The organism is Streptomyces sp. DF42 (genome assembly GCF_058267695.1).
Genome location: NZ_CM177859.1, coordinates 4,306,647 through 4,329,941 on the forward strand (window position 1 = coordinate 4,306,647; position 23,295 = coordinate 4,329,941).

General features: G+C 71.0%; 24 protein-coding genes and 1 pseudogene. 13 read left to right on the forward strand and 12 right to left on the reverse strand.

What is annotated here, in order from left to right:
* Window positions 1–51: 51 nt before the first annotated feature.
* Window positions 52–285 carry a DUF3263 domain-containing protein gene (locus ACYUED_RS19490; RefSeq protein WP_491293557.1) on the reverse strand — a complete coding sequence of 78 codons (234 nt, stop codon included), beginning with the start codon at window positions 283–285 and terminating at the stop codon, window positions 52–54.
* A 77-nt stretch (window positions 286–362) separates the two neighbouring features.
* Window positions 363–1,628, reverse strand: coding sequence for an extracellular solute-binding protein (locus tag ACYUED_RS19495; protein ID WP_491293558.1), 1,266 nt, complete (start codon window positions 1,626–1,628; stop codon window positions 363–365).
* A gap of 111 nt (window positions 1,629–1,739) precedes the next feature.
* On the opposite strand from ACYUED_RS19495, the gene ACYUED_RS19500 reads away from it, so the two are divergent.
* The 3 genes from ACYUED_RS19500 (at window position 1,740) to ACYUED_RS19510 (ending at window position 4,982) form a co-directional block, all read left to right on the forward strand.
* A complete protein-coding gene (locus tag ACYUED_RS19500) occupies window positions 1,740–2,696 on the forward strand; it encodes an ROK family protein (RefSeq protein ID WP_491293559.1) in 957 nt (318 codons plus the stop codon).
* An 80-nt stretch (window positions 2,697–2,776) separates the two neighbouring features.
* The gene (nagA, locus tag ACYUED_RS19505; protein WP_491294328.1) at window positions 2,777–3,904 is read left to right on the forward strand and encodes an N-acetylglucosamine-6-phosphate deacetylase; all 1,128 of its coding nucleotides are present in this window, start codon (window positions 2,777–2,779) and stop codon (window positions 3,902–3,904) included.
* A gap of 127 nt (window positions 3,905–4,031) precedes the next feature.
* The gene (locus ACYUED_RS19510; RefSeq protein ID WP_491293560.1) at window positions 4,032–4,982 is read left to right on the forward strand and encodes a 1-phosphofructokinase family hexose kinase; all 951 of its coding nucleotides are present in this window, start codon (window positions 4,032–4,034) and stop codon (window positions 4,980–4,982) included.
* Here the strand turns inward: ACYUED_RS19510 and ACYUED_RS19515 are convergent.
* A complete protein-coding gene (locus ACYUED_RS19515) occupies window positions 4,972–5,913 on the reverse strand; it encodes a carbohydrate-binding protein (protein WP_491293561.1) in 942 nt (313 codons plus the stop codon). The two genes, ACYUED_RS19510 and ACYUED_RS19515, sit on opposite strands and share 11 nt — an antisense overlap.
* A gap of 127 nt (window positions 5,914–6,040) precedes the next feature.
* Window positions 6,041–7,699 carry a diguanylate cyclase CdgB gene (cdgB, locus tag ACYUED_RS19520; RefSeq protein ID WP_491293562.1) on the reverse strand — a complete coding sequence of 553 codons (1,659 nt, stop codon included), beginning with the start codon at window positions 7,697–7,699 and terminating at the stop codon, window positions 6,041–6,043.
* 362 nt (window positions 7,700–8,061) lie between these two features.
* Between cdgB and ACYUED_RS19525 the strand changes: the two genes are divergently transcribed.
* Both ACYUED_RS19525 and ACYUED_RS19530 read left to right on the forward strand, forming a co-directional pair.
* Window positions 8,062–8,646: a flavin reductase family protein gene (locus tag ACYUED_RS19525; RefSeq protein WP_491293563.1), complete on the forward strand. Its 585-nt coding sequence runs from the start codon at window positions 8,062–8,064 to the stop codon at window positions 8,644–8,646.
* Window positions 8,647–8,695: 49 nt separating this feature from the next.
* Window positions 8,696–9,166, forward strand: coding sequence for a GNAT family N-acetyltransferase (locus ACYUED_RS19530; protein WP_491293564.1), 471 nt, complete (start codon window positions 8,696–8,698; stop codon window positions 9,164–9,166).
* Between the two features lie 7 nt (window positions 9,167–9,173).
* On the opposite strand, the gene ACYUED_RS19535 is transcribed toward ACYUED_RS19530, so the two are convergent.
* Both ACYUED_RS19535 and arfB read right to left on the reverse strand, forming a co-directional pair.
* Complete coding sequence (locus tag ACYUED_RS19535) at window positions 9,174–10,094, reverse strand: sigma-70 family RNA polymerase sigma factor (RefSeq protein ID WP_491293565.1); 921 nt, start codon at window positions 10,092–10,094, stop codon at window positions 9,174–9,176.
* Between the two features lie 216 nt (window positions 10,095–10,310).
* Window positions 10,311–10,748, reverse strand: coding sequence for an alternative ribosome rescue aminoacyl-tRNA hydrolase ArfB (arfB, locus tag ACYUED_RS19540; protein ID WP_491293566.1), 438 nt, complete (start codon window positions 10,746–10,748; stop codon window positions 10,311–10,313).
* A 168-nt stretch (window positions 10,749–10,916) separates the two neighbouring features.
* Between arfB and ACYUED_RS19545 the strand changes: the two genes are divergently transcribed.
* Both ACYUED_RS19545 and ACYUED_RS19550 read left to right on the forward strand, forming a co-directional pair.
* A complete protein-coding gene (locus ACYUED_RS19545; protein WP_266516766.1) occupies window positions 10,917–11,492 on the forward strand; it encodes a TerD family protein in 576 nt (191 codons plus the stop codon).
* Between the two features lie 131 nt (window positions 11,493–11,623).
* Window positions 11,624–12,151, forward strand: a complete 528-nt coding sequence (locus ACYUED_RS19550; RefSeq protein WP_491293567.1) for a GNAT family N-acetyltransferase — start codon at window positions 11,624–11,626, stop codon at window positions 12,149–12,151.
* Between the two features lie 76 nt (window positions 12,152–12,227).
* Here the strand turns inward: ACYUED_RS19550 and ACYUED_RS19555 are convergent, their stop codons facing one another.
* A complete protein-coding gene (locus ACYUED_RS19555; RefSeq protein ID WP_491294330.1) occupies window positions 12,228–13,652 on the reverse strand; it encodes a M1 family metallopeptidase in 1,425 nt (474 codons plus the stop codon).
* Between the two features lie 7 nt (window positions 13,653–13,659).
* On the opposite strand from ACYUED_RS19555, the gene ACYUED_RS19560 reads away from it, so the two are divergent.
* Window positions 13,660–14,160 (forward strand): hypothetical protein, encoded by a 501-nt coding sequence (locus ACYUED_RS19560; protein WP_266516771.1) that lies wholly within the window; start codon window positions 13,660–13,662, stop codon window positions 14,158–14,160.
* A gap of 180 nt (window positions 14,161–14,340) precedes the next feature.
* On the opposite strand, the gene ACYUED_RS19565 is transcribed toward ACYUED_RS19560, so the two are convergent.
* A complete protein-coding gene (locus ACYUED_RS19565; protein ID WP_491294331.1) occupies window positions 14,341–14,985 on the reverse strand; it encodes a pentapeptide repeat-containing protein in 645 nt (214 codons plus the stop codon).
* A gap of 253 nt (window positions 14,986–15,238) precedes the next feature.
* On the opposite strand from ACYUED_RS19565, the gene ACYUED_RS19570 reads away from it, so the two are divergent.
* From ACYUED_RS19570 to ACYUED_RS19580, 3 genes are all read left to right on the forward strand, one after another.
* Entirely contained in the window at window positions 15,239–16,411 is a 1,173-nt protein-coding gene (locus ACYUED_RS19570) for an FAD-dependent oxidoreductase (protein ID WP_491293568.1), read from the forward strand.
* A gap of 107 nt (window positions 16,412–16,518) precedes the next feature.
* Window positions 16,519–17,499: a zinc-binding dehydrogenase gene (locus ACYUED_RS19575; RefSeq protein ID WP_491294333.1), complete on the forward strand. Its 981-nt coding sequence runs from the start codon at window positions 16,519–16,521 to the stop codon at window positions 17,497–17,499.
* A gap of 224 nt (window positions 17,500–17,723) precedes the next feature.
* Entirely contained in the window at window positions 17,724–19,157 is a 1,434-nt protein-coding gene (locus ACYUED_RS19580) for an MFS transporter (RefSeq protein ID WP_491294335.1), read from the forward strand.
* Between the two features lie 202 nt (window positions 19,158–19,359).
* Here ACYUED_RS19580 and ACYUED_RS19585 read toward each other — a convergent pair.
* Together ACYUED_RS19585 and ACYUED_RS19590 are read right to left on the reverse strand one after the other, a co-directional pair.
* Window positions 19,360–19,597, reverse strand: a pseudogene (locus ACYUED_RS19585) (FAD-dependent oxidoreductase); the annotation flags it as partial.
* A 10-nt stretch (window positions 19,598–19,607) separates the two neighbouring features.
* Window positions 19,608–20,264 (reverse strand): rhomboid-like protein, encoded by a 657-nt coding sequence (locus tag ACYUED_RS19590; protein ID WP_491293569.1) that lies wholly within the window; start codon window positions 20,262–20,264, stop codon window positions 19,608–19,610.
* Between ACYUED_RS19590 and ACYUED_RS19595 the strand changes: the two genes are divergently transcribed.
* The gene (locus ACYUED_RS19595; RefSeq protein ID WP_491293570.1) at window positions 20,263–21,186 is read left to right on the forward strand and encodes an aminoglycoside phosphotransferase family protein; all 924 of its coding nucleotides are present in this window, start codon (window positions 20,263–20,265) and stop codon (window positions 21,184–21,186) included. The two genes, ACYUED_RS19590 and ACYUED_RS19595, sit on opposite strands and share 2 nt — an antisense overlap.
* Window positions 21,187–21,416: 230 nt before the next feature.
* Complete coding sequence (locus tag ACYUED_RS19600) at window positions 21,417–21,899, forward strand: GNAT family N-acetyltransferase (RefSeq protein ID WP_491293571.1); 483 nt, start codon at window positions 21,417–21,419, stop codon at window positions 21,897–21,899.
* Between the two features lie 139 nt (window positions 21,900–22,038).
* Here the strand turns inward: ACYUED_RS19600 and ACYUED_RS19605 are convergent, their stop codons facing one another.
* Together ACYUED_RS19605 and ACYUED_RS19610 are read right to left on the reverse strand one after the other, a co-directional pair.
* Window positions 22,039–22,323, reverse strand: a complete 285-nt coding sequence (locus ACYUED_RS19605; RefSeq protein ID WP_491293572.1) for a hypothetical protein — start codon at window positions 22,321–22,323, stop codon at window positions 22,039–22,041.
* Window positions 22,324–22,397: 74 nt separating this feature from the next.
* Window positions 22,398–23,138: a hypothetical protein gene (locus ACYUED_RS19610; RefSeq protein WP_491293573.1), complete on the reverse strand. Its 741-nt coding sequence runs from the start codon at window positions 23,136–23,138 to the stop codon at window positions 22,398–22,400.
* Between the last annotated feature and the right edge of the window lie 157 nt (window positions 23,139–23,295).

Here is a 23,295-nt window from a genome sequence, read left to right on the forward strand (position 1 = left end):
CTAACCGCGGGCGGCCGGGCTCATCCATGGCTCGCGAGAGCGCGGCAGGGGTCAGCGTTCCGCTCGGCGTGTCTCCCGCACCCTGCGCAGCCTGTTCACCGTCACCGGGTCGTGGGCGAGCGCCCGCTCGTCGTCCAGCAGGGCGTTCAGCAGCTGGTAGTAGCGGACGGGGGCCAGGCCCAGCTGCTCGCGTATCGCGCGCTCCTTGGCGCCGGGGCCCGGAAAGCCCCGGCGTTCGAGGGCGAGGATGGCCTGCTCGCGGTCGCCCAACTGCTCCTGGTCCATGCCCCGCACGGTAGTCCCCGCCACTGACAACGCGCCTGCGCGGCGCCGGCGTCGGCGTTTGATCCGCTACTGGTCCGCTAGTCCACGTTCTCCGCCGTGGAGGCCGTCGCCTGGAGCTGTGCGAGGGTGGCGGCCGGGTTGCCTCCGGGGGCGACCGCCCGGCCTATGTTCTTCTTGACCGCCGCGGCGACGTCGGCCCAGGAGGTGTTGCCGACCGGGTAGAGCTCGGACAGCGGCAGCTGGTCAAGGAACGGCTTGAGGTCGGCGTCCTGTTTGTCCGTGCTCATGACCTCGGAGGCGGACGCGGTGGCCGGCAGCAGGTCGTACTCGCGGGAGAAGTCGAGCACGTTCTTCTCGCTGTAGACGAAGTCCAGGAACGTGCCGACCTGTTCCGCGTGGCCGTTCTTCTTGAACGCCATCATCCAGTCGGCGACGCCCATCGCGGTCTTGTGCCGGCCGTCCACGCCGGGCATCGGCACCATGCCGAACTTCACACCCTGCTTCGCGGCGATCTGCATCAGCGAGGGGTGGCCGTTGAGCATGCCGACGTCCCCCTTCGCGAAGGCGGCGAAGGCGGCGGCGCGGTTCAGCCTGCCGGGCGCGACGGGACCGGTCAGACCCTTGTCGACCAGGTCGTCCTTGAGCCAGGTGAAGGTGTCGACGTTCGGCGCGGAGTCGATGCCGTACGTGCCGACGGCGTCGGTGTAGCCACCGCCGCCGCTCAGCAGCCACTGCATCGTCTCGGCCTGCGCCTCCTCCGGGCCGAGCGGCAGCGCGTACGGGTACTTCACGCCCTCGGCCTTCAGCGCCGCGGCGTCGGCGGCCAGCTGCTTCCAGGTCTTCGGCGGGGTGAGGCCGGCCTTCCGGAAGAGGGTCTTGTTGTAGAAGAGCAGGCGCGTGGAGGCGGCGAACGGCATCCCGTACTGCACGCCCTTGACCTGGCCCGCGGTGGCCAGCTCGGAGGCGAGGTCGGCCTGGGTGGTGATGGAGAGCAGGTCGTCGGCCGTGTAGAGCAGGCCCTTGTCGGCGTAGTCGGCGTACGCGCCGATCTGCGCCATGTCGGGCGCCTTGCCGGCGTCGACCAGCTCCTTGACCTTGCGGTCGACGTCGTTCCAGGAGTAGACGCTGACCTCGACCTTCACGCCGGAGTGCTTGCTCTCGTACTCCTTCACCAGCCTGTCCCAGTACTTCTGGGAGCTGTTGGCGGCGGAGTCGCCGTAGTCCGCGGCGATCAGTTTCAGGGTGACGTCACCCGGACCGCCGGTGAGGCCGCAGCCGCCGAGGACCGCCGTCATGCCCAGTGCGGACACCGCCGCGATCGTTCCTGTCCTACGCCGCTGCACTGCTTGTGACCTCAACCCTGCTGTCTCGCCGTTCCATCAAAAGGACACAATAGGTCTACACCACGTAAGTGGACTAGACCTCTTGCGGGTCGTGGGGTCACACTGTCCCCCGTGAGACATGTCATCGCCCTCGATGTGGGCGGCACCGGGATGAAGGCGGCGCTGGTCGCCGCCGACACCGCCCCCGGACCCCCCGTGCTGCTGCATCAGGCGCGCCGGGCGACCGGGAGGGAGCGCGGGCCGGACGCGGTCGTCGAGGGCATCCTCGACTTCGCCGCCGAGCTCAGCGCCCTGGGCGCCGAGCGGTTCGGCGAGCCCGCGTCCGCCGCCGGTGTCGCCGTACCCGGCATCGTCGACGCCGACCGGGGCATCGCCGCCTACGCGGCCAACCTCGGCTGGCGCGACGTACCCCTGCGCGACCTGCTCGCCGCGAAACTGGGTATCCCCGTGGCCCTCGGCCACGACGTGCGCACCGGTGGGCTGGCCGAGGGCCGGATCGGTGCGGGCAAAGGCGCCGACCGCTTCCTCTTCGTCCCCCTCGGCACCGGAATCGCGGGGGCGATCGGCATCGCGGGCCGGGTCGAGGCGGGCGCGCACGGCTTCGCGGGAGAGATCGGCCACATCGTCGTACGGCCCGGCGGCGCCCCCTGTCCGTGCGGTCAGGTCGGCTGCCTGGAGCGGTACGCCTCCGCGGCGGCCGTCAGCGAGGCCTGGGCGACGGCTTCGGGGGCCCCCGACGCGGACGCCGCCGACTGCGCCAAGGCCGTCGCGTCCGGCGACCCGAACGCCGTCCGGGTCTGGCAGAACGCGGTGGACGCCCTGGCCGACGGCCTGGTCACCGCCCTCACCCTGCTGGACCCGCGCACCCTGATCATCGGTGGCGGGCTCGCGGAGGCGGGGGAAACCTTGTTCGCACCGCTGCGGGACGGCGTCCAGCGGCGGATCACTTTCCAGAAGCTGCCGTCGATCGTCCCCGCGGCGCTGGGGGACACGGCGGGCTGCCTGGGCGCCGGGCTGCTGGCCTGGGATCTCCTAGCCACCACTGACCTTACGGAGGTAACCCCCTGATGGCAGCTGACCCAGGGGCGCGGGGAACTCCGCGACCAGCCACGACGCACCCGCACCCCGCAACGGCCGGAACTCCCCTGGTGCTCTCCGGCGCCAACGTGGTTCTCCCCACCGGAACCGCCGAGAACGCCCGACTGGTCGTCGACGGCACCCGCATCGCCGGAAGCGCCCCGGAGAACGCCCGGGTCATCGACGTGACGGGCCACTGGGTCGTGCCCGGCTTCATCGACATCCACAACCACGGCGGTGGCGGAGCCTCCTTCTGCGGACCGGTCGACGAGGTCCTCAAGGCTCTCCACACGCACCGCCTGCACGGCACGACCACCGTCGTCGCCTCGACCGTCACCGACGACGTGGACTTCCTGGTCAAACAGGCCGGGCTGCTGTCGGAGCTGGCCGAGCAGGGGGAGATCGCGGGCATTCACTTCGAGGGCCCGTTCATCTCGCCGTGCCGCAAGGGCGCGCACTCCGAGGATCTGCTGCGCGACCCGGACCCGGCGGAGGTGCGCAAGCTGATCGACGCGGCGCGCGGCAAGGCGAAGATGCTCACCCTCGCCACCGAACTGCCGGGCGGCATCGAGTCCGTACGGCTGCTGGCCGAGCACGGCGTCATCGCGGCGGTCGGGCACACGGACGCGACGTACGAGCAGACGGTCGCGGCGATCGACGCGGGCGCCACCGTCGCGACCCACCTCTTCAACGCGATGCCACAGATCGGTCACCGTGCGCCCGGCCCGATCACCGCCCTCCTGGAGGACGACCGCGTCACCGTAGAGCTGATCAACGACGGCACCCACCTCCACCCCGCCTCCCTCCGGCTGGCGTTCCATCACGCGGGCGCGGAGCGGGTGGCGCTCATCACCGACGCGATGGACGCGGCCGGCGTCGGCGACGGCCGCTATCTCCTCGGCCCGCTGGAGGTCGAGGTCAGCGAGGGTGTGGCACGGCTGATGGAGGGCGGCTCGATCGCGGGCTCGACGCTGACCCTGGACCGCGCGTTCAAGCGGGCGGTGACCGTGGACGGGCTGCCGGTCGAGGACGTGGTGACGGCGATCTCGGCCAACCCGGCCAAGCTGCTCGGTATGTACGACACCGTGGGGTCCCTGGAGCCCGGCAAGGACGCCGACCTGGTGATCCTTGACCATCAATTCGACCTCAAGGGCGTGATGCGCCGCGGTGAATGGGTGATCGATCCCCAACTGGGGTGATCTGTCCGGCTGTTGAGGGCGGCGGTTGTCCTGGGAGACTGGGCGGACCGCCGTCCGTTCGGACGATCACCCCGCTGAACGGCTCGACGGTCAGGGCGTTCTGCATTCTTCGGGGAGGTCGGTCCGGGTGATTCTCACGGTCACGCTGAACACCGCCCTCGACATCACGTATCGCCTACCGGCGCTCAAGCCGCACACCTCCCACCGGGTCACCGAGGTCACGGAACGGCCCGGCGGCAAGGGCCTGAACGTGGCCCGCGTGCTCGCGGCACTGGGACACGAGGTGACGGTCACCGGCTTCACGGGCGGCGCCACCGGGCGCGCCGTGCAGGAGCAACTCACCGCCGTACCCGGGCTGGTGGACGCCCTCGTCCCGGTCACCGGAGCCAGCCGGCGCACGATCGCCGTGGCCGACGAACGGACCGGCGACACCACGCAGCTCAACGAACCCGGCCCGACGATCAGCCCCGCCGAGTGGACGGCCTTCCAGGAGGCCTACGAGGATCTGCTCGCGTCGGTGTCCGCGGTGGCCCTGTGCGGCAGCCTGCCACCGGGGGTTCCGGTGGGCGCGTACGCCGGGCTGGTACGGACGGCGCGGTCGGCCGGGGTGCCCGTACTCCTGGACACCAGCGGGGAGCCACTGCGCCGAGGTGTCGCGGCCCGCCCGGACCTGATCAAACCGAACGCCGACGAACTGGCCGAACTCACCGGCTCCCACGAGCCGTTGCGCGGGGCGCAGGACGCCCGCCGCCGAGGCGCCCACGCCGTCGTCGCCTCCCTCGGCACGAACGGCCTCCTGGCGGTGACCGCCGAGGGCCGCTGGCACGCCACCCCACCCACCCCGCTCCACGGAAATCCGACCGGCGCGGGCGACTCGGCGGTGGCGGGCCTGCTCTCGGGCCTGGTCGACAACCTGCCCTGGCCGGACCGCCTGTCCCGCGCGGTGGCCCTGTCGGCGGCGACCGTACGGGCGCCGGTGGCAGGGGAGTTCGACCCCACGGCCTACGAGGAACTGGTGGGGCGGGTGGCGGTCAGCGGGCGGGTCAGTGCGGCCCAGGGGGCGTCCCCTAGTTCTTGACCTGGCCCTTCTTCACATACAGCTGGTCCAGCAGGACGTTGCACTTGTCGCCGTCCTGGCAGGTCAGGGTGAAGGTGTTCGAGCCCTTCTTGAGCGTGGGCCAGGCGTAGGTCTTCGTCCAGCCCTTGGTGAAGTCACCGTCCGCGGCACGCGCGAAGTTGCCCAGGTTGTACTTGTTGCCGAAGGGCTTGCCGTTCACGAGGAGCGTCATCGACTGGTCCTGGCCGGGGACGCTGTAGTGCGCGAAGAGCGTGTAGGCGCCGGCCTCGGGAATGTCGTCGACGGTCCAGGTGACCGAGGCGCCGACCTTGTTGAGGTTGGCGACATACGAGCCGCCGTCGGCCTGGGCTCCCTCGACGTCCGACGCCACGGTCGCCCCGCCGCCCAGCTGAAGTTCCTTCGCGTCCGTCTTGGGCAGGTCCGCCGCCGCGCCGGCGCTCGCCGTCCCGCTGGGCTTGGAGCTCTGCGAGGTGGACGGGCTGGGCGAGACGTCACCGCTGGCCTTGTCGTCCGAGTTGCCGTTCATCATCGCCACGCCGATACCGATCACGACCGCGGCGACCACCGCGACCGCGCCGATCAGCAGGCCCTTGGTGTTGGGGCCGCGTCGGCCGCCGCCACCGCCGGGCATCGGCTGCTGGGTGGTGGGTGCGCCGCCGGGAAGCGTCTCCGGCGCCGAATAGTGCGCGTTCGGCTGCCCGTACGCGCCTTGCTGCTGCGGGGCCTGCCCGTAAGGAGCCGTCTGCTGGGCCTGGGCCGGCTGGCCGTACTGTCGCTGGCCGACGGCGCGCACGCGGTTGACGGAGCCCGGGTAGCCGTAGCCGCCGCCACCGGACGGCGGCTGGGCTCCATTGGCCTGCCCGTCGGCGTAGAGGTAGCCGAACGGGTCGTCGTCCTCGGGCGTACTGGCGCCGTTGTTGCCGGACGTCATCCCTTGGTACTCCTCGGTGCGGGTCGGTGCGATACCTGGGGTCAGAAGGGCGAGCCTACCCGCTCACGATGGCCCAAACGGGTGACTCGGATCGCATCGGCACCCGCCCGGCTCGCTGACCTGGAAATCAACCCGCGCGTCTGTGCTGTTTGGGACGAGATCGTTTCTCTACGTACATCCGCTCGTCGGCGGACTTCAACACTTCGTCCGCGGTCATGCCGCAGTGAGCCCACCCGATACCGAAGCTGGCGCCCACGCGCATGGCGCGGCCGTCGACCCGGATGGGCTGGATGATCTCGTTGCGCAGGCGTACGGCGAGGTCCTGGGCGTCGGCCTTGCCGAGCCCGTCGGCCAGCACCACGAACTCGTCACCGCCGAGCCGCGCCACCGTGTCACCGTCGCGCACCTGCCGCGACAGCCGCCGGGCGACCTCGATGAGAACCGCGTCACCCGCGTTGTGCCCGAACCGGTCGTTGATCGACTTGAAGCCGTCGAGGTCACAGAAGAGGACCGCGAGCCCCTTGGTGCCGTCGTCGTGGTCGGCCGCGGGCGCGGCGCTGTGCACATGGTGGTCGTAGCCGTCGAAGACCTCGACGGCACCGCCAGGCCGGAAGTCGAAGCCGTGGCCGTTCGCGTCGAAGGCGGGGTGGCCGTAGGCCGCGTCCAGGGACTCCAGGGCGCCCGGGTGGCTGGTGCGCTGACAGAGCCGGGAGGAGAGGCGGGAGCGCAGCTCGGCCGAGTTCGGCAGGCCGGTGAGGGAGTCGTGGGAGGCGCGGTGGGCCAGCTGCAGCTCGCGGCGCTTGCGGTCCTCTATGTCCTCGACGTGGGTCAGCAGGAACCGGGGGCCGTCGGCGGCGTCCGCGACGACGCTGTTGCGCAGCGACACCCACACGTACGTCCCGTCGCGGCGGCCCAGGCGCAGTTCCGCGCGCCCGCCCTCGGCGGAGGTCCGCAGCAGTGTGCCGACGTCCTCGGGGTGGACGAGGTCCGAGAACGCGTAGCGGCGCATCGCGGAGGCGGGGCGGCCCAGCAGGCGGCACAGGGCGTCGTTCGTCCGCAGGATCCGGCCGTGCTGGTCGCCGCCCATCTCGGCGATGGCCATGCCGGAGGGGGCGTACTCGAAGGCCTGCCGGAAGCTTTCCTCACTGGCGCGCAGGGCCTGTTGCTCCCTTTCGAGCCTGACCAGTGCGCGCTGCATATTGGCTCGTAGACGCGCGTTACTGATCGCGATCGCGGCCTGGAACGCGTACATCTGGAGCGCTTCGCGACCCCACGCGCCCGGCCGCCGGCCGTTGCGCGGCCGGTCCACGGACAGGACGCCGATCAGCTCACCGCAGGAGCCGCCCGGCGCGGCGGGCGTGTACATGGGGGCGAAGAGCCGGTCGGAGGGGTGCCACTCGTCCTCGAAGCGGGGCGCGGGCCCGTCGGTGTACCACTGCGGGACGTCGTCGTCGTCGAGGATCCAGCCCTCGGTGTGCGGTATGAAGACCAGGTCGCCCCAGTGCTCGCCCATGGACAGCCGACGGTCCCAGGACTCGCGCGAGCCGGCCCGGCCGGTGATGAGTGCCTCCGCGGCCGCGTTCCCGGAGAAGGCGGCGACCACGAGGTCGCCGTCGGGGCGGACGAGGTTGACGCACGCCAGCTCATAGCCGAGGCCCTTGACCACGCCGTCCGCGACGGTCTGCAGCGTGTCCGCCAGGCTGCGGGCCGTGTTCATGTCGGCCATGACCTCGTGCAGTTGTCGCAGGGTTGCTAGACGGACGTAGGGCTCTGACTCGGTCTCCATGCTCGCCCTCCCCCCGAGTACCTCGCAGCGAATCAAGGGTTCTCATCGGCGTATCGTTCTGGCAGCTTCCCAGCCACTGAATCACAGCGCGCTGCCCACTCGGTACACAGGGTCAACAATTAGTGGCCCTTGTGACTCAAGTCACAGCTAAAGATGAACAATTGAGTGGTGTTTCTGCGTTCTTCCTGTGCGTTTACTGAAAGTAAACTTTGTGGGTTTGTGGGAGATGCCGGACGAAGCCACGTCGGGATACCGGGAAGGACCGGGAAAGATGCGTCGGCGAACTCCGTCGGTGGTCCTAGGTCCGGTCTCCGCCCCGGGCCCGATGCGGTCCGCGCGGGGCGGACATTAGCGTCTCCGGCGTGCCGAACACTCCTGCTGCCCCGTTCCCGATCACTGCTCCGCGCACCTCCGGGCATGCTGAGGGGGTGAGCAACGACGAGTTCCGCGCCGCCATGTCCCGGCTGGCCGCGGGCGTGGTCCTGGTGACCGCACAGGAGCCCGCCCTCGACCCGGACGACCCGTCCGCGCCGGACGGCGAGGACGTCGGCATGACGGCCACCTCCTTCATGTCGGTCTCCCTGGACCCGCCGTTGGTCCTGGTCAGCCTGCGCGAGGGCTCCCGCATGGACGACCTGCTCGACGAGCAGCCCCGGTGGGCGGTCTCGGTCCTCTCCGAGAGCCAGCGCCACATCGCCGGCCGCTTCGCCATGAAGGGCCGCATCAGCGACCGGCTGCTGTTCGAGGACATCCCGTACGCCCGCGGCAAGGCGTCCGGCGCGCCCCTGGTGGGCGGCGCCCTGGCCACCCTGGAATGCGAGACGGAACAGCGGGTGCGGGCCGGGGACCACACGCTGGTGATCGGCCGGGTGCTGACGGCCGGGGTGCCCAGCGCGGACGGCGGCCCGCTGACGTATTTCCGCGGCCGATACCGGCAGTTGGGCTGACCTGGTCATTCCGTGGCACACGCGCGTGCCGAGTCTCTAAGGTGCGCGCATGACGACGACGCCGGCACCCCGACTCGAAGAGATCACGCCGCGGAACTTCGACGCCGCGACCGGAATTCGGGTCAGGCCGGAGCAGGAGTTCGCCGTCTCCCCGGTGCTGAAGTCCCTCGCGGAGGCATACGTTCATCCCGCCGGGGTCGCCTGGCCGCGTCTGATCGTCGACGGCGGCCGCCCGGTCGGCTTCCTGATGGCGTTCTTCGACATCGACTGGAAACTGGACGGCACCCTTCACCGCTCCGGTCTGTGGCGGCTGAACATCGCCGCCGGTGAACAGGGCCGCGGATACGGCCGTTTCGCCGTCGAGTCCGTGGCGGCCGAGATCCGCCGCCGGGGCGGCAAGCAGCTGTACGTCACCTGGCACCCCGAGCCGAACGGTCCGGAGGAGTTCTATCTGAAGCTCGGCTTCCGGGACACCGGCGAGCTGAGCGGCGGCGAGACGGTCGGCGTACTGGACCTCTAGGGCCCCTCTAGACCAGGCTCACATCGAGCCGGGCCACCCGCTCGGGATCCGTCACGATCTCGATGACGGCGATCCGCTCCCGGACGAACGTGAAGCTCAGCGCACGGTCCAGGCGCCCCTCCAGGAACACCGCGAGACCCGTGGCACCGCCCACCAGAGCGGGCCGCGCCACATACGCGAAGTGCGCGAAGCTCGACGCGCCCCTCGCCACGGCCTGCGCGCCCGTGGTCACGCCGACGTCGGTGCGCGCGACGACGTCCGGGTCGAGCAGCTCGACCAGCGCCGCGAAGTCGCCCTCCCGCGCGGCCGACAGGAACGCGTCCACCACCTCACGCTGCCGCACCCGATCCGCATCAGGGGCGTCGGCGCCCTGCACCCGGCGCCGCGCCCGGCTGGCCAGCTGCCGCGCCGCCACCGGACTGCGCCCCACGATGTCCCCGACCTCCTCGTACGACACCGCGAACAGGTCGTGCAGCACGAACGCCAGCCGCTCCGCGGGCGAGAGCGTCTCGAGCACGACCAGCAGGGCGACGCCCACGGAGTCCGCGAGCAGCGCGTCCTGTTCGGGATCGGGGGCGGCGTCGTCCGGCACGCGCGCGGTGACACCCGACGGTTCCAGCGGCTCAAGCGGCTCCTCCGCGCGCGACTTGCGGGAGCGCAGCATGTCCAAGCAGACCCGGCCGACCACCGTCGTCAGCCAGCCCGCGAGGTTGTCCACCTCCCGGGTGTCGGAACGGCTGAGCCGGAACCAGGCCTCCTGCACCGCGTCGTCGGCCTCGGCGGACGAGCCGAGCATGCGGTAGGCGACGGCCCGCAGATGACTTCGGTGTGATTCGAATCGCCGCGCGAGAAATTCGCTCTCCGCCGCCCCAGCCGCCTCAGCCGCTTTCCGGGGGCCGTCCCCGGCGGGAATTCCGTTCTCGTTCATCGCCACAGCTCCTCGCACGCCGATCCCTTGTCGATGACTTGACGGACGGGCCGCCGAGGATGTGACAAAGGACGTTCCACGACTGACGTTCCAGGCACACGTTCCACGACTGGCGTTCTACGACTGACGTTCCACGGCACACGTTCTACGACTGGCGTTCCACGGCAGATGTTCTACGACAGCGAAGCCGGCGTCGCTTTCTCGACGCGGCCGGTCTCAGCCCCAGTCCCGGCCCTGCCGCCCCCGCTTCGTGTCCGAGCGCTGCTTCTTCTCCCGCAGCCGTCGCTCATTGATCCCCCGGGGAATCCGGGTCGGCCTGCGCGGCTTGGGCGGCGGTGCGGTGGCCTCGGCGAGGAGGGCGGCGAGCCGCACCGCGGCGGTCTCGCGGTTGCGCCACTGGGAGCGGTGCTCGGAGGAACGGACGGTGACGACGCCGTCGACGAGCCGGCCGGCCAGCCGCTCCAGCGCCCGCGTCTTCCACACCTCGGGCAGCGCCTCGGTCTTCGCCAGGTCGAAGCGCAGCTCCACCTGCGAGTCACTGGTGTTGACGTGCTGCCCGCCAGGCCCCGACGACCTCGAGAAACGCCACAGGAGCTCGGCCTCGGGGAGGGAGACGGAGCCGCGGATGGGATAGGGACCGGACATGCCGTCCATGGTCGCTCGGCTGTCCGGTCCACGTCATCCGAATATCTCAGGTAAAGAAAGTAAAGAGACGCGGGCGGACGGGGAACCTCTGGTACCACTCTTGGCGTTCATAGAGGTACCGGTAGCTTCGTCTCCAGTACGAAGCCCGTACGCAACGAGGGAAGGGACTCCCAAACCATGGCTGTAAGCCTGTCCAAGGGTGGCAACGTCTCGCTCACCAAGGAGGCTCCGGGCCTGACCGCCGTCACCGTGGGCCTCGGCTGGGACGTCCGCACCACCACCGGCACGGACTTCGACCTCGACGCCTCCGCGATCGCGGTCAACACTCAGGGCAAGGTCTTCTCGGACGGCCACTTCGTCTTCTTCAACAACAAGCAGACCCCGGACAACACGATCGTCCACACCGGTGACAACCGCACCGGCGAGGGCGAGGGCGACGACGAGGCGATCCAGGTCAACCTCGCCGGCCTCCCGGCCGACATCGACAAGATCGTCTTCCCGGTCTCGATCTACGACGCCGAGAACCGCTCGCAGAACTTCGGCCAGGTCCGCAACGCCTACATCCGCATCCTCAACCAGGCCGGCGGCGCCGAGATCGCGCGCTACGACCTCTCCGAGGACGCGGCGACGGAGACGGCCATGGTCTTCGGCGAGCTGTACCGCAACGGCGCGGAGTGGAAGTTCCGCGCGGTCGGCCAGGGCTACGCCTCGGGCCTGGTGGGCATCGCCCAGGACTTCGGCGTGAACGTCTGACGCATGTCCGCGTGTACGTGTGACGCGTGACCGTCCGACGGTCGGCCACGCGGTGCGGAGCCCCCGGTCGTCCGGCCGGGGGCTCCGGCGTTCCCAGGGGACAGGTGCGTCCGGGCGATAGGTTGCCCGACGTGATCCTCACCGCCCTCCCCCTCACCCCCGACCACGACATCCCGGCCCCGCTCCTCACCGAACTCACCGCGCTCTACGCCTCCAACCGCGAGTTCCAGGCCCTCAGCGGTGACTTCCCGGACCCGGACGACATCCGCCCGGAGCAGGTGGCGGTCGCGCTGGCCGACGAGTTGGCGCATCCGGGCGTCGAGGTGCTGCTCGCGCGCGCCGCCGGCCGGCTGGTGGGGATCGCGATCACGCTCGCCGACCACCCCGATCCGGCCGACCCGGACCCGTGGATCGGGCTGCTGATGGTGGACGCGGGCGAGCACGGGCGAGGTCACGGGCGCCGGCTGGCCACCCTGGTCGAGGACAGGTTCCGCCTGGCCGGCCGGGACGCCGTAGGTCTCGCCGTACTCGACAACAATCCGAAGGGGCTCGCCTTCTGGGCGGCGCTCGGGTACCGGGTGATCGGCCGCCGTACGGACCTCCGACTGGGGCGTCCGTGCGCGGTGTTGCGCAAGGAGTTGCCCACCCCGGCCGGGTGAGCCTCCCCGCGACGGTGCAGTGACCCACGGGGAGTGGACGACCCCGGCCGCCGGGTGTGATCCGTCGGCGCCCGTGTCACCGGTGCTTCGGCTTGCCGTCCCCGTACAGCCAGTCCTTCCAGATCTCGTCGAAGTCCTTGCCCGGCGCCTTCTTCTCGACGTACGCCGTGAAGTCGTCGGTGTCGGCGTTCCGGTGGCGGTAGGTGGCGGCCCAGCCCTGGATGATGTCGTAGAAGGTGTCGTCGCCGACGGTCTGCCGGATCCTGTGGAGGACCATCGCGCCGCGCTGGTAGACGGGATCGTCGGAGATGTGCGCGGCGCTGCTCGGTTTCGCCGGCGGGAAGGCCCACAGGTCCTCGTGGTCGTCCTCGCCGTGGTCGTACAGCTTGTCGAACCTCTGCTGGGCGGTGTCGCCGCCGTGGTCCTCCTCCCACAGCCACTCCGCGTAGGTCGCGAAGCCCTCGTTGAGCCACATGTCCCGCCAGGTCTTCGGCGTGACGGAGTCGCCGTACCACTGGTGCGAGAGTTCGTGGACGAGGGTCCCGGTGTCGGGGGCGCCGGGGAAGACGGGCCTGTTCTGGGTCTCCAGGGCGTACTCGGCGTCCTGTCCGCGGTCGACGATCGCGCCGGTGGAGGAGAAGGGGTACGGCCCGAAGTTGTACTCCTCCCACGCGATGATCTCGGGGATCTTCGCGAGCACCTTCCGGCTCGCCTTCGCCTGGGCCGGGTCGACGGCCACGTACACGGGCAGGTGGTCCTTGCCGATGGTGGACCGGCTGATGTCGTAGTGGCCGATGGCGACGGTGGCGACGTAACTCGCCATGGGCTCGGCGGAGTGCCAGGTGAACGTCGTACGGTTCCCGTCGCTCGTCTCTCCCGTCAACTCCCCGTTGGAGACGGCCTGCAGGCCCTTCGGCACGGTGACGGCGATGTCGTACGACGCCTTGTCGGAGGGGTGGTCGTTGCCGGGGAACCACGCCATGGAGCCGGTGGGTTCGCCGAGCGCCAGCGCGCCGTCGTCGGTGCGCAGCCAGCCCTCGTGGGAGCCGTCGGGGTCGGTGATCGTCTGCGGGGTGCCGGAGTAGCGGACGGTGACGCTGAAGGTCTCGTTGTCGTCCAGATCGCGGCGCGGGCGGACGGTGAGCTCCTGGCCGGCGCGGTTCCAGCGGGCACGCCTGCCCTCGACGGTGACCTCGTCGACGTCCAGCCCCTTGAAGTCGAGGTCGAACGCGGAGAGATCCCGGGTGGCGCGGGCGGTGATGGTGGCGGTACCGGTGAGGCGGTGTCCGTGGGCGGGATCGTAGGCGAGCTTCAGGTCGTAGTGGCTGACGTCGTATCCGCCGTTGCCCGCCTTCGGAAAGTACGGATCGTGCACCCCGGAGCCCCCCGGGGTGCCGTGCACGCCCCCGTCGCACGCGGTCAGGGCGAGGGCGAGTATGACGGCCGGGACAACCGGTGCTGATCGGGACACGCCAGTGATCCTAAGGTGGCGTGACACCATCTCGTACGTGCTCGACATCGGCTACGCCCTCTCCAACCGCTTCCCGGACCCGCCGCAGACGGACTACCGCCGCGCGGACGTCCACGCCCTGCGCCACGACCTGTTCTGCGGTGACGTCTATCTCGCCGACACCAAGGCCGACCGGGAACTGTCCACAGCCTGGGGATGGGTGCCGGTGCTCGACTTCGCCTGGGCGCTGTGCGACATCGTGGAACGGCTGGACCGGGATCCGGCGGGGTCGCGGGCCGCTCGCCCCCAGCACGCGGAGCTGGACTTCACCGAGTCGACCGACCGGATGCTCTTCGAGCGCCGCTTCGGCTGGGTGGACGTCGAGGCGGACTGGATGCCGGCCGAGGAGCCGCCGCTCAGCTTCTCCCACGCCGATCTGCGCCGCGAGGCGCGGGACTTTCTGCACGACCTGCTCGCCGACCTGGTCGATCTGCACGACGACCTCGGGGAGAACCCGGCGATCTGGACCCTCCAGGCCCGCTTTCCGCGGGTGCCGTGAGCTTCCGGTCCCGTGAGTTCCAGGCCCGTCAGCTTCAGTCCCGTCAGCTTCCAGTCCCGTGAGCTTCAGTGGCCGTCTGCTGAGGGCTGCGCCCCCGGGCCCCTGTCGGCCTGAACGGCCCCGTCCTCGAACGCCGGACGGGCCGGAGACAGGCCCCCAGAGGCCCGGCTCGCCCCCGGATCACTCCACCCGGATCCCCATCTCCACCGCCAACACCGGCGCCAGGTCCATCAGTTGGGCCGCACTGATCACCGCCCCCGCCAGCCGCTCCGCGCCTCTCGCGATGCCCAGCTCCGCCGCCCCTCTCAGGTCCACGTCCTTCAGGACCACGCCCGTGAGGTCCGCCTCCTTCAGGACGCAGCCCACGAACTCCACGCGCTCCAGGACAGCGCCTGAGAAGTCCGGCTCGACCAGCACGATGTTCTCGAAGACGACGTCCTTGAGCCGGGCCGCGCGCAGGTTCAGATAGTCGATCTTGCCGCCGCGGAACACCACGCGCTCCAGGACGGCACCGTGCAGCTGCACGCCGCCGAGACGGGCGTCGACCAGCTCGACATCGCGCAGGGTGCACTCGGCGAGATCCGTACCGACCCCTCGGGCCCCCGTCAGTACCGAGTCGAGGATCCGGGCACGGTGCAGCCGCGCCTCGTCCAGCGCGCACCCCGTCAGCGCGCAGTCCATGAACCGGGCGCCGCCACCGTCCTGCCCGGCGAAATCCGCGTCCCGGAACTCCAGCCCGTCGTAGTCCCCGTCCGGCTCCAACTCCCCGCCCCCGAACGGCTCCAGCGCAGGCAACCGCACCTCCGGACGCCGGGCCCCCTTCACCGCCGTACGCCTGGAACCACCCACACGATCGGAACCGCCCCTCCCGCTCGAACCGCTCGCCGCACCAACGCCACCCACCGCTCTGCTCGCCACACCCCCATCGTGCACCCCACCTCTGACAATCCCCCTGACCAGCCAAAACGCAGACCCATGTCACATTCCGGGGCCCCAGCGACGTCGTATGAACACAGCGCATGAACTGAACACAGCGCATGAACGCGAAGGCGACTCCAACCCGAGGGAGATCCCACCCATGCACCGCATCACCGTCATCGGCGGCGGTTTCGCCGGACTGACCGCGGCCGTCACCGCTGCCGAGGCGGGCGCCAGAGTGACCGTGTTCGAAGCCCATCACACCCTCGGCGGGCGAGCACGGACCGCCGAGGGCCCGTACCGGACGAACGACGGACCGCACGCCCTCTACAGCGGCGGCCCGCACTGGACCTGGCTGAAGCAGCGCGACCTGATCGGGCCGCTCGCCCCGATCCCGCCCCTGGAGGCGGCCCGGCTGCGGCTGCGCCACCACGGCGTGCTGCGCCGCACCCCGCCCTTCGCGATGCTGAAGCTGCTGCGCCACGGGCTCCAACAGGCGCCCGTCGACACCGACTTCATGAGCTGGGCCACCGGCGTCGCGGGTGAGGAGGCCGCCCGGGCCGCCGCCCACTACTCGGCCGTCGCCCTCTTCCACCACGACCCCGGCGCCCTGTCCGCCGCGTTCGTGCAGGAGCGGCTGCGCCGCGCCACCAAGCTTCCGCCCGAGGCGCACTACCCGCGCGGCGGCTGGGCGAACGTCATCGACCGCATGGCCGCCCGGGCGTGGAATCTCGGGGTACGGATGGAGACCCTGTCCCGCGTCGACACCCTCGACGCCCTTCCGGCGACCGGCGGCCCCGTCATCGTCGCCACCTCCCTCGACGCCGCCCGGCGGCTCCTGCGCGACGACACCCTGACCTGGACCGGCGGCCGCACGGCTCTCGTCGATCTCGCGGTACGGACCCGCCGCGGCGACGCCTTCGCCGTGTCCGACCTCGACTCCCCCGGCTGGCTGGAGCGGTTCACCGCGCAGGACCGCACCCTCGCCCCGGCCGGCGAGCAGCTCATCCAGGGCCAGATCCCGATCGCCCCGCACGAGTCGAAGGCCGACGGCATCGCGCGCGCCGAGGAGCTCCTGGACCTCGCCTTCGAGGGCTGGCGCGGACGCGTCACCTGGCGGCGCGAGGCCGTCACGAACGGCCGTACCGGCGCCGTCGACCTGCCCGGCACCAGCTGGCGCGACCGCCCGGCCATCGACCGCGGCGACGGCGTCTTCCTCGCCGGCGACCAGGTCGCGGCCCCCGGGGTCCTCTCGGAGGTCTCCTTCAACAGCGCCCTCGCCGCGGTGTCCCTGGCGCTCGGCCGCCGGACCCTTGACCTCAAGCAAGCTTGAGGTTGAAGAGTGGCTCCCCTACAGAGGTGGGCTCCGCACGCAGAGATGTACTCCGCACGAAGGGGCACGAAGGTGTGGGCCCCGCAACCAACAGCTGGGGGATCACGATGCACGCCATCCGTCTGCACGCCTTCGGTCCGGCCGAGAACCTCCGCTACGAGGAGGTGGCCGACCCCACGCCCGGCCCCGGCCAGGTCCGTATCGCCGTGGAAGCGGCCGGAGTTCACCTGCTCGACACCGCTCTGCGCGAGGGCGAGCAGGGCCCGCTGCCCGAGCCGACCCGCCTGCCCACCGTCCCGGGCCGTGAGGTCGCCGGTGTCGTGGAGTCCCTGGGCGAGGGCGTCGCCGCGCTGTGGCTCGGCAAGAGCGTCGTCGCCCACCTCGGCTTCGCGCCGGGCGGCTATGCGGAACTCGCCGTCACCGATGTCGACCGGGTGCACGAGATACCGGAGAACCTGGATGGGGCCGGGGCCGTCGCCATGATCGGGACCGGGCGTACGGCGATGGGGATCCTGCAGTTCGCCCAGCCGGGCCCGGACGACGTGGTCGTGATCCCGGCGGCCGCGGGTGGCATCGGCACCCTGATCGTGCAGTACGCGAAGAACGCCGGCGCCGTCGTCGTCGGTCTTGCCGGCGGCCCGGAAAAGGTCGCGCGGGTGCAGGCGGGCGGCGCCGACGTCGCCGTCGACTACAGCGCCCCGGGCTGGCCGGACAAGGTCCGCGCCTGTCTGGGCGGACGCGCCGCCACGCTGGTCTTCGACGGCGTGGGCGGCGAGGTCGCCCGAGAGACCGTCGCCCTGCTCGGGCCTGGCGGCAGGCACCTCGTCTTCGGCTGGTCGGCCGAGGGCATCCGCGGCGGCGGGCCCTACCTCGTCGACGGCGTATCCGAGCGCGTCCTGGGGCCCGTGATGATGCAGAAGGCCGGCGGCCCCAGCCCCCTGCACACCCTCGAACTGCGCGCCCTCGCCGAGGCCGCCGCGGGTCGGCTGACCCCCGCGGTGCAGCGCTTCCCACTCGCCGAGGCGGCGGCCGCACACCGGGCACTGGAAAGCCGCGGAACGACCGGAAAGGTGGTACTGGAGCCATGACCAGGCACATGACGAGTCGCACGCCACGTCACATGACCAGCCGCATGACGAGGCACCTGACCAGCCGCAAGGCATCCTCGGGAGCATCCGCGTCCGCGCCCGCGTCCGCGCCCACGGATGCTCCCGAGGATGCGACACTCCCCGATCCGTGGTCTTCTGGCCGGGTGCGCGTCACCCCGACAGGTGAACCCCTGGACGCCGATCCCCGCCGCTGGTGGGGCCTGGTGATCATCGCGCTCGCGCAGCTCATGGTCGTGCTCGACGCGACCATCGTGAACATCGCGCTCCCCTCCGCACAGCGCGACCTCGGGATGTCCGACGGCAACCGGCAATGGGTGATCACCGCCTACACGCTGGCCTTCGGCGGCCTCCTCCTGCTCGGCGGCCGCATCGCCGACCTGGTGGGCCGCAAGCGGACGTTCATCATCGGGCTGATCGGCTTCGCCGCCGCCTCCGCGCTCGGCGGCGCCGCCACCGGCTCCGCCATGCTCTTCGGCGCCCGCGCGCTGCAGGGCGCCTTCGCCGCCCTCCTGGCCCCGTCGGCGCTGTCGCTGCTCACCACGACCTTCACCGACCCGAAGGAGCGCGGAAAGGCGTTCGGCATCTACGGCGCCCTCGCGGGCAGCGGCTCGGCGATCGGTTTCATCGTCGGCGGTCTGCTCACCGAGTACCTGAACTGGCGCTGGTGCCTCTACGTCAACGTCCCCATAGCGATCGTCGCCGTCTTCGGCGCCTTCGCCCTGCTGCACGACCGCCCCGGCCACGCGGGCGCCCGCCTCGACGTACCGGGTGCGCTGCTGGGCTGCGGCGGCCTGGTCGCGATCGTGTACGGCTTCAGCGAGGCCGAGCCGCGCGGCTGGACCGACCCGCTGGTGCTGGGGTTGCTGGCGGCAGGCGTCGCACTCCTGGTGGCCTTCGTGTGGTGGCAGTCGCGGGCACGGACGCCCCTGCTCCCCCTCCACATCGTCAAGGACCGCAACCGCGCCGGCTGCTTCCTGACCATGGGCCTCGCCGTCATCGGCATGTTCGGGCTGTTCCTGTTCATGACCTACTACCTGCAGGTCATCCTCGGCTACTCGCCCCTGAAGACCGGCCTGGCCTTCCTGCCCCTCACCGCAGCGATCATCATCGGCTCCACCCAGATATCCGCCCGGCTGATGAGCCACGTCCCGCCGCGCCTGCTGATGGTCCCCGGCATGATCCTCGCGTCGGGCGGCATGGTGATCCTCACGCAGATGACGGTCGACTCGTCCTACGCCACCGAGATCCTGCCCGCCCTGCTCCTGATGGGTCTCGGCATGGGGCTGACCTTCATGCCGGTCTTCGCCACCGCGACGGCGGGCGTCGCGCCGCAGGACTCGGGTGTGACCTCGGCGACCGTCAACACCGCGCAGCAGGTGGGCGGTTCGATCGGTACGGCCCTGCTGAACACCATCGCCACCACCAGCAGCGCGACCTACATCGCCGCCCATCTCCACCAGCCCGCGCAGCAGGCCCTGATCGCCAAGGAAGGCGTCGTCCACGGCTACACGGTCGCCATCTGGTGGGCCGCCGGCATCATGCTCCTGGCCGGCCTGGTCGCCGGCCTGATGGTGACGACGAAGGCCCCCCGGCACGGCGCTCCGGCGCAAGCGCCCGTACCGGAGCCGGTGGCGTAGGACCCGAGCCGGTGGCACCGGACCGGGGAGGGGCCCCACGGACCGCGGACCCCTCCCCTCAACTCACGCGGTCACCCGGTCGCCCGGCAACCACTCACCCGGCGACCGCACTGCTCGCCTTGCTCACCGCCGATCCCACCCGGTCGGCGATCCGCGCCAGCCGCGACGACTCCGCGCTGCGGCCGCCCCGATCCCGCCGGTCGCCGTTGCGCCCCGAGGCCCCGTATCTGCAGAACTTCTGCTCCAGGACGGTGACGCGGAGGAAGGGGGCCGCCTTCTTCAGGTAGTACGCGGTCCACAACCCGGTGTACCCGCCCCCGACGATCACGACGTCCGCGGACGCGTCACCGCCGAGCGGGCTCCCGCACCGCGGGGAGGCCGTCGTACGCGTACCAGAAGGAGATCCCGCCGTTCACGACACTGCTCGCCGAGCTGCTCAGGGCCGGAAAGCTATCCCCTCAGCGCGGCCACTGTCTCCTTCGGATTCCATGCTTTTCCACGCCCTCTGACCAGCGGATAGCACGCGAGCCCGATCAGCACGGAGAGGAGGTGCCCGAAGTCGGTGAAGGTCGGCGAGGACACGAACGGAACCCCGTACACGGCCAGCACTCCCGCCAGATACAGATACCGCCAGGGCGCCGCGATCCGGTACGTCAGCACCGCCACCACTCCGGCGAGCGCGTAACTCACCCCGATGTCGAGGGAGTTGACCGCCGAGTGCGGCACCATCCCGTCCCGGACCGCCTTCAGCAGCGCCCCCTCGCTGATCAGTGTCGCCAGCACGTGCGCGGCCACACACACCATGAGCCAGCGCAGCGTCCCCAGCCAGCGCTCGGCCTGCGCATGGAACACCGTGTAGAGGAAGACGTACGGGAACCAGTGACCGCCGTCGATCCACATCGCACTCTGCACCAGCACCCGCGTCGGGTCGTTCGACAGCTCGTGGATGTTGGTGGACCGCTGCCGCAGGAACTCCTGCTCGAACTCCGGTGACATGTGGTGCAGCGCGACGGTGGTCACGAACAGGATGGCCAGCCAGGCATACGTGCCGGGGGCACTGCGGACGTAGGCCCACACCTTCTCTCCGAGCCCCCGGTCAATGCGCATGAAGCGATTCACGCACGCCAGTATCGTCGGTCGGGTGATCGACATCCCGAGCGAACTGGCGGCGGCACAGGCGGAGTACAACGGCGAGGCGGGACGGGCCTTCATCGCGGGGCTGCCGGACCTGGCGGAGGAGTTCCTCCACCGCTGGGAGCTGCGACCGGACGGGCGCCCCATGCACGGAGTCACCGCCCTCGTCCTGCCCGTCGTCCGCGCGGACGAGACCCCGGCCGTGCTCAAGCTGCAGCTGCTGGACGAGGAGAGCGAGGGCGAGCCCGTCGCCCTGCGCCTGTGGGACGGTGACGGCGCGGTCCGTCTCCTCGACCACGACAAGACGACCCACACCATGCTCCTGGAACGCCTCGACCACACCCGCATGCTCTCCGCGCTCCCCGGCTCCCGCGAGGCCGTCCTGGTCATCGCCCGCCTGCTCGCCCACCTCACCGCCACCCCGGCCCCGAAGGACATGCGCCGCCTCGGCGACATCGCCCTGGCCATGCTGGAACGCACCCCGTGGGCGCTGGAGCGCATCCCGGACCCCGACACCCGCCGCCTGGTCGCGGACGGCGCGGCCGCCGTACGGGAGGTCGTGGACGAACCCGGCGACCGCCTCCTGCACTGGGACCTGCACGACGAGAACGTCCTCGCGTCCGACCGCGCCCCCTGGCTCGCCATCGACCCCAAACCCCTGGCCGGCGACCCGGGCTTCGAGCTCTGGCCGGCGCTCCACAACAACTTCGACGCCGCCGAGATCCGCTGGCGCTTCGACGCCATGACCGACGTGCTCGGCCTGGACCGCGCCCGCGCGCGTGCCTGGACCCTGGGCCGCCTCCTGCAGAACACCCTCTGGGACGTCGAGGACGGCCGCCCGGCAGAGCCCCGCCAACTGGAAATCGCACGACGCCTGCGCGATTACCCGAGCTAGTGCCCCGACGGGCAACGTCCGCCCCATCGCGACGCCCGGCACGCTCCCCCACTGCCTCAAGGGCGTAGGCGGCGCCCCCACTCGCCGCACCGGGCACAGGCCCCAGTACGTCCAGCCCGAGCGCCCGCACCCGGCACTCCCCCAGCCTCCGGCCAGGGACCCCCAGAGCACGCACGGGACGCCGGCCTTCACGGACAAACGTCGCCTGCCGGGGCACTAGCCTCGCCCCTATGATCCGCACCGCGACCCCGGCCGACATCCCCGTCATCCACGCCCTGATCCGCGAACTGGCCGACTACGAGAAGGTCCCGCACGAGGCGAAGGCCACCGAGGCCCAGCTCCACGAGGCCCTCTTCGGCGAGCACCCCGCCGCCTACGCCCACATCGCGGCCGACGACACCACCGGCGACCCGGTCGGCTTCGCGCTCTGGTTCCTGAACTTCTCCACCTGGCGCGGCGTCCACGGCATCTACCTCGAAGACCTCTACGTCCGCCCCACCGCCCGAGGCACCGGCCACGGCAAGGCCCTCCTCACCGAACTGGCCCGCATCTGCGTGGAGCGCGGCTACGAACGCCTCGAATGGGCCGTCCTGAACTGGAACACCCCGACCATCGCCTTCTACGACTCCCTCGGCGCCCGCCCGCAGAACGAGTGGACGGTGTACCGGCTGACGGACGGCCCCCTCACCGAGCTTGCCGGACAGGGCAACTGACTTCCCGTCACCCCGGGGCCTCGACACCCGCGCCCGCCCGGCCATCCGAAAGCCCAGGCCGGATTGCTCCTGGCCTGGGCTTTGAGCCACCCCTGTGGGAGGGCGGCGAGGGTCTCGCGGAGAAGGGTGATGCGGCCGCTCAGAGGGCCTTGCTGTTGCAGCCCATGTCCGAACCGAGGTGGTGGTCCTGCGCGCCCGGGTTGCCTTCGCCGTTCAGCGCGTTGCCCAGCACGCCGTTGAGGGCGCCGACGCTGCCGAGAACGTCGATGTTCATGTCGTGCGAACGGCACTCGATGCCCTGCGAGATCTCGAAGCCGTCGTGAGCCCCCGGCTCGCCGTGCGCGAAGGCGGGCCCGGCGCCGAAGGATCCGATGCTGCCGAGGACGGCGGCGCCCACGATGGCGGCCTTCTGAAGCTTGCGCATTTCTTCTCCATTGATCGAGCGAAAGTGATCTGCAGCAGATCGAGTTGGGACGGAGGCCAACCGGCGACGGGCCGTCAGCCGAGTCGCGGCAGGCCCAGCTGACCGACGGGCGGCGCCGCGACCTGTCCCAGGCCGAGCCCGGGCACCTGCGGCGCACTGGCCGGCGAGATCAGCGGGTTGATGAGCGGGTTCACCTCGGGGTTCACCTGCGGGTTGACCTGCGGGGCGACACGCGGCGGGGGCTCCGGGTTGAAGACCTGCGGCACGGCAACCTGGGGGGCGACCTGCGGAGTGACCTGCGGCGCCGTCTGCGGGGCGACCTGCGGCACGACCTGCGCCGGCTGCTGCTGAGGAGCGGCCTGCTGCGGAGCGGCCTGCTGCGGGGTGTACGACGGCGCACCGGCCTGCGCGGCACCACCGGACGAGGCGAAGGCGGAGGCCTGACCGATCTGCGGCGCGGGCGCCGGAGCGGCCTGCATCATCGGCTGGGCGTACGGCTGCGGACCGGACTGCGCGGTGCCCGCCGCGGTGGTCGCGGCCGTGGCCTGCTGCTGGGGCGCCGGGTAGTACTGAGGAGCCGGGGCCGGCTGGTAGTACTGCGGAGGGGGCGCCTGGTACTGGGGCGCCGGGGCGGGCTGGTAGTACTGGGGAGCAGGCGCCGGAGCTGCGGCCTGAGGTGCCGGGTAGTAGGGAGCGGGCACCGGAGCAGCACCGGGATACCCGCCGTAAGAGTCGGCGTGGCTGACGCCGGCACCGATGGCGGACAGACCGCCGGCCGCCGCTACGACGAGCGCGGCCTTGTGAAGCTTTCGCATGGAACCCTCGGCCCTTCAATACCTGTACAGGGAAATCCGTTGTATTCAGTGCAGTCGTGCGTGCGCTCAGTGTGATGTTCCTACTGCGCACCAACAGGGTTAATCCTGGGCTGTCTTGTGGACTTCACGCCGGAGGCGACAGCGGATCCCATCGTCC

What these genes read in the sequence shown, in the direction of transcription:
- ACYUED_RS19490 (WP_491293557.1), bottom strand. Translation starts at nt 285, where the DNA reads ATGGACCAGGAGCAGTTGGGCGACCGCGAGCAGGCCATCCTCGCCCTC.
- ACYUED_RS19515 (WP_491293561.1), bottom strand. Translation starts at nt 5,913, where the DNA reads ATGACGTCCGGCAACAACGGCGCCAGTACGCCCGAGGACGACGACCCG.
- cdgB (WP_491293562.1), bottom strand. Translation starts at nt 7,699, where the DNA reads ATGGAGACCGAGTCAGAGCCCTACGTCCGTCTAGCAACCCTGCGACAA.
- ACYUED_RS19530 (WP_491293564.1), top strand. Translation starts at nt 8,696, where the DNA reads ATGACGACGACGCCGGCACCCCGACTCGAAGAGATCACGCCGCGGAAC.
- ACYUED_RS19535 (WP_491293565.1), bottom strand. Translation starts at nt 10,094, where the DNA reads ATGAACGAGAACGGAATTCCCGCCGGGGACGGCCCCCGGAAAGCGGCT.
- arfB (WP_491293566.1), bottom strand. Translation starts at nt 10,748, where the DNA reads ATGGACGGCATGTCCGGTCCCTATCCCATCCGCGGCTCCGTCTCCCTC.
- ACYUED_RS19545 (WP_266516766.1), top strand. Translation starts at nt 10,917, where the DNA reads ATGGCTGTAAGCCTGTCCAAGGGTGGCAACGTCTCGCTCACCAAGGAG.
- ACYUED_RS19555 (WP_491294330.1), bottom strand. Translation starts at nt 13,652, where the DNA reads ATGGTGTCACGCCACCTTAGGATCACTGGCGTGTCCCGATCAGCACCG.
- ACYUED_RS19570 (WP_491293568.1), top strand. Translation starts at nt 15,239, where the DNA reads ATGCACCGCATCACCGTCATCGGCGGCGGTTTCGCCGGACTGACCGCG.
- ACYUED_RS19575 (WP_491294333.1), top strand. Translation starts at nt 16,519, where the DNA reads ATGCACGCCATCCGTCTGCACGCCTTCGGTCCGGCCGAGAACCTCCGC.
- ACYUED_RS19595 (WP_491293570.1), top strand. Translation starts at nt 20,263, where the DNA reads ATGAAGCGATTCACGCACGCCAGTATCGTCGGTCGGGTGATCGACATC.
- ACYUED_RS19590 (WP_491293569.1), bottom strand. Translation starts at nt 20,264, where the DNA reads ATGCGCATTGACCGGGGGCTCGGAGAGAAGGTGTGGGCCTACGTCCGC.
- ACYUED_RS19600 (WP_491293571.1), top strand. Translation starts at nt 21,417, where the DNA reads ATGATCCGCACCGCGACCCCGGCCGACATCCCCGTCATCCACGCCCTG.
- ACYUED_RS19605 (WP_491293572.1), bottom strand. Translation starts at nt 22,323, where the DNA reads ATGCGCAAGCTTCAGAAGGCCGCCATCGTGGGCGCCGCCGTCCTCGGC.
- ACYUED_RS19610 (WP_491293573.1), bottom strand. Translation starts at nt 23,138, where the DNA reads ATGCGAAAGCTTCACAAGGCCGCGCTCGTCGTAGCGGCGGCCGGCGGT.